We start from the raw sequence: 12722 nt of genomic DNA, 5'->3' as shown, positions 1-12722 counted from the left end.
AGGGGATTTCCCCCGGGGTGTCCAGGGGCTGGAAATAAGGTGAGACGCCCAGGTGGCGGGGGTTAGGGTCCGCGCATGACGGTCACTCACCAACTCGCCCAGATCAACATAGCCCGCCTGATGTACCCCCTCGACGGTCCCGAACTCGCGGACTTCGTCGCGGCGTTGGACCCGGTCAACCAGCTCGCCGAGGAGGCCGACGGCTTCGTCTGGCGGTACACCGAACCCGCCGCCGCCGGGGAGAAGGTGATCTTCGACGACGAGTGGCTGATCGTCAACATGTCGGTCTGGCGCGATCCGGACGCGCTGGAGGCCTACGTCTACAGCCCGGGCCACATCGCGGTGCTGCGGCGGCGCCGGGAGTGGTTCTCCCGGGCGAGCGAGGCGATGACCGCGCTCTGGTGGGTGCCGGCCGGGCACGAGCCGACGGTGGCCGAGGCCGCGGAGAAGCTGCGCAGGCTGCGGGCGGACGGGCCGGGCCCGGAGGTGTTCACCCTGCGGGAGACCTTCCCGGCACCGGGAGTCTGACAACCGTCCGCGCGTCTTGTGCGTCCGGCCGTCGATGCGTCAACCTCGTTGCCGGCGGCCGGACATGACCAGGGCCCCATTTGCCGCCATGCCTGTCATGGGCATGCTGCGCATGCCCCGCGGGCCGCCGAGCACGTACCGCCCCCACCTAGGAGGAATCCCCCTGATGGCTGTGATACGTCACCCCCGCCGCGGCATGCTCGCCGCCACCGCCGCCACCGTGGCGGCCCTCGCGCTCGGACTCGGCGTCGCCCTCCCCGCCCAGGCCGAAGCCCCCGGCCCGGAGGGCGCGGTGCTGAACGCCGACGCCCTGGACGCCGTGCCCGGCAGCTACCTGGTGGTGCTCAACGAAGGCTTCGCGTCGGCGGGTTCGGCCCAGGGACGGGCGCTGGTGGAGCGCTACGGCGCCCGGGTGACCAGCACCTACACCGCGGCGCTGAACGGCTTCGCGGTCCGGCTCGACGAGGCGGGGGCGAAGCGGCTGGCCGCCGACCCGGCGGTGGCCGCGGTCTCCCGCAACCGCACCTTCCACGTGGACGCCACCCAGCCCAACCCGCCGTCCTGGGGCCTGGACCGGATCGACCAGCGGGCGCTGCCGCTGGACAGCGGCTACAGCTACCCGGACACCGCCGGGGAGGGCGTGACCGCCTACGTCATCGACACCGGCGTGCGGATCAGCCACTCCGAGTTCGGCGGGCGGGCGAGCAACGGCTACGACGCCATCGACAAGGACAACGTGGCGCAGGACGGCCACGGGCACGGCACCCACGTGGCCGGCACGGTGGCGGGCTCCTCGTACGGGGTGGCCAAGAAGGCGAAGATCGTCGCCGTCCGGGTGCTGGACAACTCCGGGTCCGGCACCACCGAGCAGGTGGTCGCGGGCATCGACTGGGTGACCGCCAACGCCGTGAAGCCGGCCGTGGCCAACATGAGCCTCGGCGGTGGCGTGGACAGCGTGCTGGACGCGGCCGTCCGCCGCTCGATCGCCGCCGGCATCACCTACGGCGTCGCGGCGGGCAACGACGGCCAGGACGCGAGCGGCCACTCGCCGGCCCGGGTCTCCGAGGCGGTCACGGTGGGCTCCACCACCAGCACCGACGCCCGCTCCAGCTTCTCCAACTACGGCAGCCTGGTGGACCTGTTCGCGCCCGGCTCCTCCATCAAGTCCTCCTGGAACACCGGCGACACCGCCACCAACACCATCTCCGGCACCTCGATGGCCACCCCGCACGTGGTCGGCGCGGCCGCCCTCTGGCTGGCCGACCACCGGACCGACACCCCGGCCCAGGTTGCCACCGCCCTGGTGAACAACGCCACCACCGGCGTGGTGACGAGCCCGGGCAGCGGCTCGCCCAACCGCCTGCTGTACGTCGGCGGCGGCACCACGCCGCCCACCGGGCCGAAGTTCGAGAACGCCGCCGACTACGCGATCGCCGACAACAGCACCGTGGAGTCGCCCGTCACGGTCAGCGGGGTGAGCGGCAACGCCCCAGCGGCGCTCAAGGTCGAGGTGGACATCAAGCACACCTACAAGGGCGACCTCAAGGTGGAGCTGGTGGCACCCGACGGCTCGGCCTACCTGATCAAGAACTTCGGCGACGGCGGCAGCGCCGACAACGTGATCGGCACCTTCACCGTCAACGCCTCCTCCGAGGTGGCCAACGGCGTCTGGAAGCTGCGGGTCGCCGACAACGCCGCCGCCGATGTCGGCAAGATCGACCGCTGGGCGCTGCAGTTCTGACGCCCGGTCGGTGAACGCGCGGCGGGGCCGCACCCGATCCCCGGGTGCGGCCCCGCCCGTGCGTACCGGCGCTACGCCTCGGCGATCAGGGCGGTGCCGACGGTGCGGAAGCCGACCCGGCCGTAGATCCGGGCCACGTTCTCGTCCCCGGCCGAGAGGAAGACCGTCTCCACGCCCCGGGCCCGGGCGTCGGACACCAGGGCGGCGGTGACGGCGTATCCCAGGCCCTGGCGGCGGGCGCTCGGAAGGGTGCCGATGCCGACCAACTCGGTGACCCCGCCCACCGGTTGGTGCTGGCCGCCGCAGAGGGCGGTGCCGTCGGGGGCGAATGCGGCGGCGACCACGGTGAGGCCGTCGCGGATCCGCTGGGCGATCCGGGCGGCCGTCCCGTCGGCGCTCAACTGGGCCGTCATCGCGGCCAGTTCGGCCGGGCCGGCGGTGCCGATGGCGGTGCCCGGCTCGCCGAAGGAGAGGTAGGCCACCGCGAGTGCCTCGGCCAGCGCCGGGTCCTCCGCGCCGACCACCCGGACGTCCGCCAGCGGCGGGTGCCCCTCGGCCTCCGCCGTGTTGTCCTGCTCCGCACCGGCCGGGGCCGGATCGACGAGCACCATCAGCGGGTGGCCGTGCGCCGTGAGCCCGGTCGCCTCCACCGCCGCGCGCAGCCCGGGGGTGGTCTCGGCCACCCACTCGAAGGCCTCCGCCACCTCCGCCTCGCGCTGGCGGGCGCGTACCCGCTCGACGTCCTCGGCGGTGGCCGGGGGCCCGGTCCAGCCGAGCGTCGGGCGGGCGTAGTAGGGGAAGCCGCTGCCGTTGCGCAGGAAGAGCGAGAGCGGGCCGAAGTCCTCGACGAGGGCGGCGCTGCGCGGGACGGCGTCGTAGTACTGCTCCAGCCGGTCGAGCAGCTCGGCGGCGGTCGGATCGGTGCTGTTCGGGTCGTCGGTCACGGGCGAATGAAAGCAGGCCACCGCCGACCCCGCCACCGGATTGATCCACGCGGGGGGCGGCGGCGGAGCCAGGGCGCGAGGCGGGCCCGGCCGCGGGCAAGGGTGCGGGTCGGGGCCGTGGGTGGGGGGCCGCGCCGGCGGCCGGTCGTGGCACGGTGCGGCGCTGCGCGTACGATCGTGCTGCCATGACGAACCAGACCGCCACCACCACGTACCGCAGCTACGTCGCCGTCGGGGACTCCTTCACCGAGGGCATGTGCGACGAGCTGCTCCCCGACGGCCACTACCTCGGCTGGGCCGACCGGGTCGCCCAGGCGCTCGCCGCCGAGGGCGGGCCCGGATTCCGCTACGCCAACCTCGCGGTGCGGGGCAAGCTGATCGGGCAGATCCGGGACGAGCAGCTGGACGCGGCCGCCGCGATGGGGGCCGAACTGGTCACCCTGGCGGGTGGGTTGAACGACGTGCTGCGGCCGGGGTGCGACATCGGGCTGGTGAAGCGGCTGCTCGGCGAGTCGGCGGAGAAGCTGCTCGCGGGCGGCGGCACGGTGGTGATGTTCACCAGCACCGACCCGACCAGGCGGCTGGGCGGCAGCGCGCGGCTGCTGCCGGCGATCCTGGAGATGAAGGCCTACGTCGAGGGCCTGGCGCGGCGCCACCCCGGGCTGCGGGTGGTCGACCTGTTCTCCGCGCCGTGCTTCGACGACCGCCGGCTCTGGGACGAGGACCGGCTCCACCTCTCTCCGGAGGGCCACCGCCGGGTCGCCGTCGCGGTGCTGGAGGCCCTGGGCCGCCCGGCCCCCTTCGACTGGCGCGCGCCGCTGCCGCCCGCCGCGCCGCGCACCCGCGCCGCCAAGGCCGGTGCGGACCTCAAGTGGCTGCGCACCCACCTCGGCCCCTGGATCGGCCGCCGCCTCACCGGCCGCTCCTCCGGCGACGGCCGCCCGCCCAAGCGCGCGGAGCTGCTGCCGTACGAGGGCTGAGGGCGCTCCTGCGGGGCGGATCCGCTCCTGTCGTGGCATGGTCAAGTCGCTTGTCCAAGTGGTCAGTTGGCTTGACCTTCGGACAGCTCGGGCTGGCATGCTGCCGGTATGAGCGAGCCCGAGTCCATCGCCCAGAGTCTCCCGCCCCTGCTGATAGCCCTGGCCTCCGAGTTGGTGCACGCCATCGACACCGGAGTGCGCGACCGGGGCTTCACCGACCTCCGCCCCGCGCACGGCTTCGCCTTCGCCCGGCTCGCCCCGGGCGGTGCCACCGTCAACGAGCTGGCCGTCCACCTCGGCGTCACCAAGCAGGCGGCCAGTCAGATGGTCGATGACCTGGTCAGGAAGGGCTACGTCGAGCGGCATCCGCACCCCAGCGACGCCCGCGCCAAGCTGATCGTCCTGACCGACCTCGGCTGGGAGTGCACCCGCGCCACCGAGGCCGCCGCCGCCGACGCCGTCCGCCCCTGGGCCTCCACCCTCGGCCGGCGCCGTCTGCGCGAGCTGCACGAGGACCTCAACCTGCTGGCCCCCGTGGGCCAGCTCCGCCCGGCCTGGTGACACTCCCCGCCCCCTCGGGGGACGCCGCTACCTGACGAGGTGTCGGTCCGTTTGCCCCGCCCCTGCGCACGTGACGCGCCGTTAACCGTTTGCGTGCGCACGGCGGGCCGGGCAGGGTGCCGGGATGACGACGGAGAACGCCGCACTGCGGCCCGAGGTGTTGGAGTACTACGAGCGCGGCGAGGAGGACGGCCGGCTGGACCGCGGCGCCAACCGCCTGGAGGAGCTGCGGACCAGGGAGCTGCTGCTGCGTCTGCTCCCGCCCGCCCCGGCACGGGTGCTGGACGTGGGCGGCGGCAGCGGCCGGTACGCGCAGTGGCTGGCCGGGCTCGGGTACGCGGTCGAGCTGGTCGATCCGGTGCCGCTGCACGTGGAGCAGGCCGGGCGGCGGCCCGGCGTCACGGCCCGGCTCGGCGACGCGCGGGCGCTGGAGGTGCCGGACGCCTCGGTGGACGCGGTGCTGCTGCTCGGCCCGCTCTACCACCTGACGGAGCGTCGTGACCGGGTGCGGGCGCTGTCCGAGGCGGGGCGGGTGCTGCGGCCGGGCGGCGCGGTGGTGGCCGCGACCATCAACCGCTTCGCGGGCCTGCACGACACGCTCAACAAGGAGAACTGGTTCGACCCCGCCCGACGGCCGCAGCTGGAGGCCGCGACGGCCGACGGGCACCTGCGGCCGACCGGCGACCGGCCGACCTTCACCACCGCCTACTTCCACCGGCCGGCCGAGGTGCCGGGCGAGTTCGAGGAGGCCGGGCTCGCGGTCGCGGGGCAGTACGGCGTCGAGGGCGCGGCCTGGCTGATGGGCGGCGTGAACGACTGGCTGGACGACGGGGAGCGGCGGGCCGTGGTGCTGGACGCGCTGCGGCGCACCGAGTCGGAGCCCTCGCTGCTGGGCGTCAGCGGTCACCTGCTGACGGCGGGCCGGCGTCCGGAGCGGGCGGTCTGACCCTCCTTCGGGTGCGGATGGACGGGGCCCCGCGCGGCCGCGGCGTCCGGGGGCCTACGATCTCCGGACGGAGCGGTGTGAGGGGGAGAGCGTGGGCCGTGCACGACCGGTGGCAGTCCGGACGGGGGAGGACGGGCCGCGGCAGGACGGCGTGCTGGTGCTGATGGCGGCGGCCGTCGCCTCGGTCCTGGTGGTCTCGCTGGCGGTCAGCTGGCTGGCCCGGCAGCTGGTGCCGTTCGCCCTGCTGCTGGCCCTCGCCGCCGTGGCCGGGGCCGTCACCAGCCGCTTCCGGGTGCTCTCCCGTCGGCGCGAGTTCGTCGCCAGGACGGCTCAGTTGAGGCACGGCGGGCGCTTCCTGGCGATGAGCCAGGAGGAGTTCGCGCAGGCCCTCGCCGACCTCTGCCGCCGGGACGGCTGCACCTCGGCGGAGGTGACCGGCCCGGCCGAGCTCCTCGCCACCGCCCCGGACGGCCGCCGCCTGCTGCTGCGCACCGTCCGCCAGGAGTCCCGCTCCCCGTCCGGCCCCACCGAGCTCGGGCCGCTGCCGGAGACCCGCCACGGCCACCGGGCGGCCCTGGTGACGGCCGGTCGCTTCACCGAGGCCGCCACCGTCCGCTGCGCCGAGGCCGGCATCCGCACCGTCGACCAGCGCGCCCTCTCCCTCTGGGCCGACGGCAGCGGCCCGCCGCCCTGGGCCTGAGGGGCGGCGCGGGTCAGTCCAGGGTGATGCGGATCGCCACCGTGCCGGTGTGGCCGCGGCGCAGGCGGCTGCCGAGCACGGTGAGGCGGCCGACCAGGCCGTACTTCCGGTTGAGCAGCGCGCGGTAGCGGTGGGCCGCTTCCGCGTCCAGGATCTCGGCGTGGCCGGGGACCTGCTTGCCGCTCGGGTTGCCGCGCACGTCGCAGGGGCCGACCAGGACGTCGGCGCGGTTGAGGATCCGCTTGACCTTCCAGGAGTCGGCCACCGTCCAGATGCCCAGCGCGTCGCCGTCCCGGACCACCCACACGGGCGTCGGCACGCCGGAGCCGTCCCGCTTGAAGGTGGTCACCAACAGGTACTTGCCTGCGGCGAGTTGATCGATCGACTGGGAGCTCATGCCGGGAGTCTAGGCGCGGCCCGGGAGCTGGGGTATACCGGGACGACCCGCCCGGCGGCGGACGGGTGGACGGGGGTGGTGGTGACGTACGCCAGAGTGACCACGGCGGCGGAGGGCGACACCGCCCTGGCGTTCGCCACGGGGGTGGTCGGTGCCGGGCTGGTGGCGCTGGGTGCGACGGCCGGGCGGGCCGGGCCGGGGTACCTGGCGTACGGGTGCTCGCTGGCGCTGCCGGGGCTGCTCTGGTCCTCGCTCCAGGTGCTGCGGCCCGGCCGGATCACGGCGGACGGCCGCGGGCTCTCCGTACGCTTCGCCTTCCTACCCCGTGAGGTCGAACTCCCCTGGGCGGCGGTCACGATGGTGACCGAGCTGGGCGTGCGGATCGCCCGGGACCCGGTGCCGGTGGTGGCCTTCGACCTCGAGGTGCCGCTGCCCCGGGCGGTGCGGCTCTCCTCGGCCTGGTCGCTCTACCGGCGGCTCGCGGAGCGGCTGGGCCGCGGGCCCGGGGCGCCGGGCCTGGCCTTCGTGGTCCGGCGCCGGGAGGAGGAGTTCGGCGAGCTGCTGCTCGCGGTGCGGGAGCTCGGCGTGCGCCACCGGGACCGTACCCCGGACCCGTTCACGCTGTAGCGGGCCGTGCGGCCCGGACCGTGCGGCCCGGACCGCGCGGCTCAGGCCGTGACCAGCCGGCGCGGGCGGTCGACCAGCTCGCCGCCGCAGTTCGGGCAGACCTGCGCCATCGCGTCCGCGCAGGGCACGCAGTAGCTGCACTCGTAGGAGCAGATCCGGGCGGGCCCGTCCGCCGTCAGCTCGGCGGTGCCGCAGCGCTCGCACAGTCCGCGCATCTCCAGGGCCATCGCGTTCTCCGTTCTCCGTGACCGGGTGGGAGCACCATTCTGGAACGAAGGAAAAGCGCAGGTGAAGGGGTGTCAGTGCCACCCGCCGCCGAGATCCTGCCAGAATGCGGACGGTACTCAAGCGTTGAACCAGGAGAAGGTGACCGGCTTCGTGACCATGCCAGTCGAACGGAAGATCGCCGAAGAGCTGGGCGTACGGGAGGGGCAGGTGAAGGCGGCCGTCGAACTGCTCGACGGCGGCTCGACCGTGCCCTTCATCGCGCGCTACCGCAAGGAGGTCACCGGCGAGCTCGACGACGCCCAGCTGCGCACCCTGGAGGAGCGCCTGCGCTACCTGCGCGAGCTGGAGGAGCGGCGGGCCGCCGTGCTCGAGTCGATCGAGTCCCAGGGCAAGCTGGACGAGGCGCTCAAGGCGCAGGTCCTGGCGGCCGACTCCAAGGCCCGGCTGGAGGACATCTACCTCCCGTACAAGCCCAAGCGGCGCACCAAGGCCCAGATCGCCCGCGAGGCCGGACTGGAGCCGCTGGCCGAGGCCCTGCTGGCCGACCCGGGCCTGACGCCCGATCAGGCCGCCGCGGCGTACCTGAACGAGGCGGTGGCCGACGCCCCCGCCGCCCTGGAGGGCGCCCGCGCCATCCTGGTGGAGCGCTTCGGCGAGGACGCCGACCTGGTCGGCTCGCTGCGCGAGCGGATGTGGGGCCGGGGCCGCCTGGTCGCCACCGTCCGCGAGGGCAAGGAGCAGGACGGCGCCAAGTTCGCCGACTACTTCGACTTCGCCGAGCCGTACCCCAAGCTCCCCTCGCACCGCATCCTGGCGATGCTGCGCGGCGAGAAGGAGGAGGTGCTCGACCTCGACCTCTCGCCCTACGACGGCGCCGAGGGCGACCTGCCCGGCGAGAACGACTACGAGCAGCGGATCGCCGCCCGCTTCGGCATCGCCGACCGCGGCCGCCCGGCCGACAAGTGGCTGGGCGACACCGTCCGCTGGGCCTGGCGCACCCGGATCCAGGTGCGGCTCGGCATCGACCTGCGCACCCGGCTGCGCCAGGAGGCCGAGGACGAGGCCGTCCGGGTCTTCGCCGCCAACCTGCGCGACCTGCTGCTGGCCGCACCGGCCGGCACCCGCGCCACCATGGGCCTGGACCCGGGCTTCCGCACCGGCGTGAAGGTCGCCGTGGTGGACGCCACCGGCAAGGTGGTCGCGCACGAGACGATCTACCCGCACCAGCCCGCGAACAAGTGGGACGCCTCGATCGCGACGCTGGCCGCGCTGGCCGCGAAGCACGACGTCGAGCTGGTCGCGATCGGCAACGGCACCGCCTCCCGGGAGACCGACAAGCTCGCCGAGGACCTGATCAAGCGTCACCCCGAGCTGAAGCTCACCAAGGCGATGGTCTCCGAGGCCGGAGCCTCGGTGTACTCCGCCTCGGCCTTCGCCTCCCAGGAGCTGCCGGACCTCAACGTCTCGATCCGCGGCGCGGTCTCCATCGCCCGCCGGCTCCAGGACCCGCTGGCCGAGCTGGTGAAGATCGACCCCAAGTCGATCGGCGTCGGCCAGTACCAGCACGACCTCAGCGAGCTGAAGCTCTCGCGCTCGCTGGACGCGGTGGTCGAGGACTGCGTCAACGCCGTCGGCGTGGACGTCAACACCGCCTCCGCCCCGCTGCTCACCCGGGTCTCCGGGGTGACCGGCACGCTGGCCGACAACATCGTGGCGCACCGCGACGCCAACGGCCCGTTCCGCACCCGCAGGGCGCTCAAGGACGTGGCCCGGCTCGGGCCGAAGGCCTTCGAGCAGTGCGCGGGCTTCCTGCGGATCGCCGACGGTGACGACCCGTTGGACGCCTCGGCGGTGCACCCCGAGGCCTACCCCGTGGTGCGCAGGATCCTCGCCGCCACCGGCGGGGACCTGCGCGCGCTGATCGGCAACGGGGCCGCGCTGCGGGCCCTGCGGCCCTCGGACTTCGCCGACGACACCTTCGGCATCCCGACCGTCACCGACATCCTCGGCGAGCTGGACAAGCCGGGCCGCGACCCGCGCCCGGCCTTCCGCACCGCCACCTTCAAGGAGGGCGTCGACAAGATCGGCGACCTGGAGGTCGGCATGGTGCTGGAGGGCGTGGTCACCAACGTGGCCGCCTTCGGCGCCTTCGTGGACGTGGGCGTCCACCAGGACGGGCTGGTGCACGTCTCGGCGCTGTCGAAGAACTTCGTCAAGGACCCGCGCGAGGTGGTCAAGCCCGGCGACATCGTCAAGGTCCGGGTGGTCACGGTGGACGTGCCGCGCAAGCGGATCGGCCTGACGCTCCGTCTGGACGACGAGACCCCGCGCGGCGGCACCGCCTCCGGCGGTGGCGGCGGCCAGGAGCGCACCCGCGACCGCGGCCCCCGCCCGCCCCGCCAGGGCGGCGGCCGGGACCAGGGCCAGCGCGGCGGCCGGGGCAATGCCCCCTCCGCCCCCGCCCCCGCCAACAGCGCAATGGCGGACGCCCTCCGCCGCGCGGGCCTGACCGGCAAGTGAGCAGGGGTGCCCCGGCCCCCGCGGGGGCCGGGGCACCGTCCGTTCAGGGCGACTGGACGGACGGCAGACCGAGGGCCCGCCGCACGGCGGCCAGCCGTAGATCGGTGAGCGGGGAGAAGGCCGCGCGGGCCGCCTCCTCCCGGAGCGTGGGGTCCACGATCCGGTGTGCGGCCTCCAACCGGCCTGACCAGGAGCGCAGTTCGACGACCAGGGCGGTCATCTCCGTCTGCACGGCCTCGCTCCAGCCGTCCCGATCCAGCTCGTCGGCCATCGTCCGGTAGCCGGCCACGGCCAGGCCCAGCCAGGCCCGATCGCCCGGGTGGTCGGTGTCCAGCTGGCGGAGCGCCGTGGCGGCGGGCAGCTCCGCGGTCAGGAACCGGAGCTGCTCCGGTGCGAAGCGGGCGACGTCACCACGGACCGAGCCCGTCCGGCGCCGCTCGCCGAGGTAGGCGCAGACCACGCGGGGGCGCTCGGCCCAGGAGGCCCGGTCACCCGGGAAGTACTCCGTGCGGGTCACACCGGCCGGGACCGTCATGGAGTCGAGCTCGTAGGTACCGGCTGCCGACGCGCAGCCCGGGAGGAGCACTGCCCGCAGGTCCTGCCAGGTGTAGGCGTCGCCGGACGGCAGGGCAGCTTGCGGGAGCGGGAACACGCCGATGGCCTCGCCGTGGTGGGGAGCGGCGCACTCGACCACCGTCAGGGCCCGGGTGTCCCCGTCGAGGTCGAGGAAGCACTCGCCGACGGCCAGGTCCAGCGCGTCCACCGTCCGCTCGGCCGGGGTGGCGGCCGAGGTGGGCGTCGTCGTCGCCGTCGCCGGTCCCGGCCGGTCCGTGCAGGCGGTCAGCGGCAGGGCCAGCGCCAGGGCAGCGGCGGTGAGCAGGCGCGGGGAGCGCATGAAGTCTCTCGATTCGGTCGGCGGAGGACGATCGTCCACGACCGAACCGTCTGAGGGTTAGTCAGGCGGTCCCCTGTTATCCAGTTGTGCCCGTGAGGGGCCCCTCGGGGGCGGGGCCCCGGGATGGGGCGTCGGGCGGGGGAGCGTCAGGCGGTGCCGGCGCGGGAGTCGACGGCGAGGGCGATCAGGTCGTGCCACCAGGGGTCGCGGTGGTGGGTGAGCAGGCGCTGGGCCTCGGCCGGGTCCATCGCGCGGACCTCGACCACCTGCTCGCCGTCCTCGGGGTTGCCGGGCTCGGAGTCGACCGTGACCTCGGCCCAGCCCCAGAGCCAGGCCTTCTCGGGGTGCGGCTGCCAGGGGCGGTATGGCTCGGGGTGGTCGGTGACGCAGCGGTGGGCGCCGATCCAGACCGGCTCGCCCAGCAGCCGGGCGCCGGCCTCCTCGCGCAGCTCGCGGGCCAGGCAGGTCTCGATGCTCTCGGCCGCCTCCCGGGTGCCGCCGGGGAGGAACCAGTGGCCCCGCGCGTCCCGGCAGAGCACCACCTGGTCGCCGGAGAATCCCACCAGGTGGATGTTGGTGATCAGCCCGTCCGGCGGGAGCTCCGCCGCGAACTGGGCGTCGATGCCGCCCCAGGCCCAGCGCTGGGGCGCGTACAGGCGCGGGTAGCGGGCGGCCTGCTCGGCTGTTCTGTCCGAAGTGTCCGTCATTCAAGGATCTTAGTCCCGCCCGGGCGGTGGATGTGAAGCATCGGTGACACGCGGTCAGGTCCGCCCGTGCCGCACCCGCGTAGGGTGGGCCGGAGTCACCCGGAAGGAGCACCCGATGCCCACCGTCCTCTACGTCACCGACCTGACCTACCAGGCGAAGGGCCGCCGCTACTGCGACGAGGACATCGCGCTCTCCGCCGCGCTGCGCGCCGAGTCCGGCGGCGGGTTCGAGGCGGTGCTCTGCCATCCGCTGGACGCCGCCGCCCTGATGGGCCGCTTCGACCTGACCGTGGTGCGCAACAGCGGACCGGTGCTCGGGTACCGCGAGGCGTACGAGGCGTTCCGGGAGCGCGCGCTGGCCGAGGGGGTGAAGGTCTTCAACCCCCTGCACGGCCGGGGCGACATGGCCGGCAAGCAGTACCTGCTCGACCTCTCCGCCGCCGGCTACCCGGTCATCCCCACGGTGGCCTCGCGGGACGGGCTCGACCGGCTCCCGGATGCGGCCGTGTACCTGAGCAAGCCGCTGCTGGGCGCCGACTCGATCGGGATAGCGCTGCACCGCCCGGAGGAGCTGGGCGCCCTGGAGCTGGACGGCACGGTGCTGCTCCAGCCCCGGATCGACTTCCGCTACGAGGTCTCCTTCTACTACGTCGGCCGGGAGTTCCAGTACGCGCTGTACGCCCCGGACCCGGCCGCCCGCTGGCGCCTGGAGCGCTACGACCCCTCGCCCTCCGACCTGGCCTTCGCCCGCCGCTTCGTGGAGTGGAACGCGCTGGACCACGGCATCCAGCGGGTGGACGCCTGCCGCACGCCCGAAGGCGGGCTGCTGCTGGTCGAGTTGGAGGACCTCAACCCCTTCCTCTCGCTGGACCTGCTGGACGCCGCCGCCCGGGCCTCCTTCACCACCGCGATGGCCGCCTCGATGCGCAGCCTGCTGGAGTCCTGACG

General features: G+C 74.3%; 14 protein-coding genes. 9 read left to right on the top strand and 5 right to left on the bottom strand.

Going from position 1 to position 12722, the window contains the following annotated elements; all coding sequences use genetic code 11:
* Positions 1–75 precede the first annotated feature (75 nt).
* Entirely contained in the window at positions 76–528 is a 453-nt protein-coding gene (locus ACWCYY_RS23060; RefSeq protein WP_345284670.1) for a DUF3291 domain-containing protein, read from the top strand.
* 166 nt (positions 529–694) lie between these two features.
* A complete protein-coding gene (locus ACWCYY_RS23055) occupies positions 695–2269 on the top strand; it encodes a S8 family peptidase (protein ID WP_449797077.1) in 1575 nt (524 codons plus the stop codon).
* Between the two features lie 71 nt (positions 2270–2340).
* Here ACWCYY_RS23055 and ACWCYY_RS23050 read toward each other — a convergent pair whose 3' ends face one another.
* On the bottom strand, positions 2341–3213 hold the full coding sequence (locus ACWCYY_RS23050; RefSeq protein WP_449797076.1) for a GNAT family N-acetyltransferase: 873 nt from the start codon (positions 3211–3213) through the stop codon (positions 2341–2343).
* 185 nt (positions 3214–3398) lie between these two features.
* Here ACWCYY_RS23050 and ACWCYY_RS23045 point away from each other — a divergent pair, with 185 nt between their 5' ends.
* From ACWCYY_RS23045 to ACWCYY_RS23030, 4 genes are all read left to right on the top strand, one after another.
* Positions 3399–4193, top strand: coding sequence for an SGNH/GDSL hydrolase family protein (locus ACWCYY_RS23045; RefSeq protein ID WP_449797075.1), 795 nt, complete (start codon positions 3399–3401; stop codon positions 4191–4193).
* Positions 4194–4301: 108 nt separating this feature from the next.
* Positions 4302–4754, top strand: coding sequence for a MarR family winged helix-turn-helix transcriptional regulator (locus ACWCYY_RS23040; RefSeq protein ID WP_345284661.1), 453 nt, complete (start codon positions 4302–4304; stop codon positions 4752–4754).
* A 124-nt stretch (positions 4755–4878) separates the two neighbouring features.
* Complete coding sequence (locus ACWCYY_RS23035) at positions 4879–5700, top strand: class I SAM-dependent methyltransferase (RefSeq protein WP_380148810.1); 822 nt, start codon at positions 4879–4881, stop codon at positions 5698–5700.
* Between the two features lie 91 nt (positions 5701–5791).
* Complete coding sequence (locus ACWCYY_RS23030) at positions 5792–6400, top strand: restriction endonuclease (protein WP_449797074.1); 609 nt, start codon at positions 5792–5794, stop codon at positions 6398–6400.
* Between the two features lie 13 nt (positions 6401–6413).
* Here ACWCYY_RS23030 and ACWCYY_RS23025 read toward each other — a convergent pair whose 3' ends face one another.
* Positions 6414–6797 (bottom strand): PPOX class F420-dependent oxidoreductase, encoded by a 384-nt coding sequence (locus ACWCYY_RS23025; RefSeq protein WP_449797073.1) that lies wholly within the window; start codon positions 6795–6797, stop codon positions 6414–6416.
* Between the two features lie 81 nt (positions 6798–6878).
* Here ACWCYY_RS23025 and ACWCYY_RS23020 point away from each other — a divergent pair, with 81 nt between their 5' ends.
* Positions 6879–7424, top strand: coding sequence for a hypothetical protein (locus ACWCYY_RS23020; protein WP_380148804.1), 546 nt, complete (start codon positions 6879–6881; stop codon positions 7422–7424).
* Positions 7425–7465: 41 nt separating this feature from the next.
* Here the strand turns inward: ACWCYY_RS23020 and ACWCYY_RS23015 are convergent, their stop codons facing one another.
* The gene (locus tag ACWCYY_RS23015; RefSeq protein ID WP_380148802.1) at positions 7466–7651 is read right to left on the bottom strand and encodes a DUF1272 domain-containing protein; all 186 of its coding nucleotides are present in this window, start codon (positions 7649–7651) and stop codon (positions 7466–7468) included.
* A 157-nt stretch (positions 7652–7808) separates the two neighbouring features.
* On the opposite strand from ACWCYY_RS23015, the gene ACWCYY_RS23010 reads away from it, so the two are divergent.
* Positions 7809–10172 (top strand): Tex family protein, encoded by a 2364-nt coding sequence (locus ACWCYY_RS23010; protein ID WP_380148935.1) that lies wholly within the window; start codon positions 7809–7811, stop codon positions 10170–10172.
* Between the two features lie 43 nt (positions 10173–10215).
* Here the strand turns inward: ACWCYY_RS23010 and ACWCYY_RS23005 are convergent, their stop codons facing one another.
* Positions 10216–11106 (bottom strand): hypothetical protein, encoded by an 891-nt coding sequence (locus tag ACWCYY_RS23005; RefSeq protein ID WP_449797072.1) that lies wholly within the window; start codon positions 11104–11106, stop codon positions 10216–10218.
* Positions 11107–11213: 107 nt separating this feature from the next.
* Positions 11214–11774 (bottom strand): NUDIX hydrolase, encoded by a 561-nt coding sequence (locus tag ACWCYY_RS23000; RefSeq protein ID WP_345286766.1) that lies wholly within the window; start codon positions 11772–11774, stop codon positions 11214–11216.
* Positions 11775–11889: 115 nt separating this feature from the next.
* Between ACWCYY_RS23000 and ACWCYY_RS22995 the strand changes: the two genes are divergently transcribed.
* Positions 11890–12720: a hypothetical protein gene (locus ACWCYY_RS22995; RefSeq protein ID WP_449797071.1), complete on the top strand. Its 831-nt coding sequence runs from the start codon at positions 11890–11892 to the stop codon at positions 12718–12720.
* Positions 12721–12722: the final 2 nt, after the last annotated feature.

The sequence above is a fragment of the Kitasatospora sp. NPDC001664 genome (genome assembly GCF_053596675.1).
Note: the sequence above shows the minus strand (reverse complement) of the source record. Positions and strands in the feature narration are given on the sequence as shown.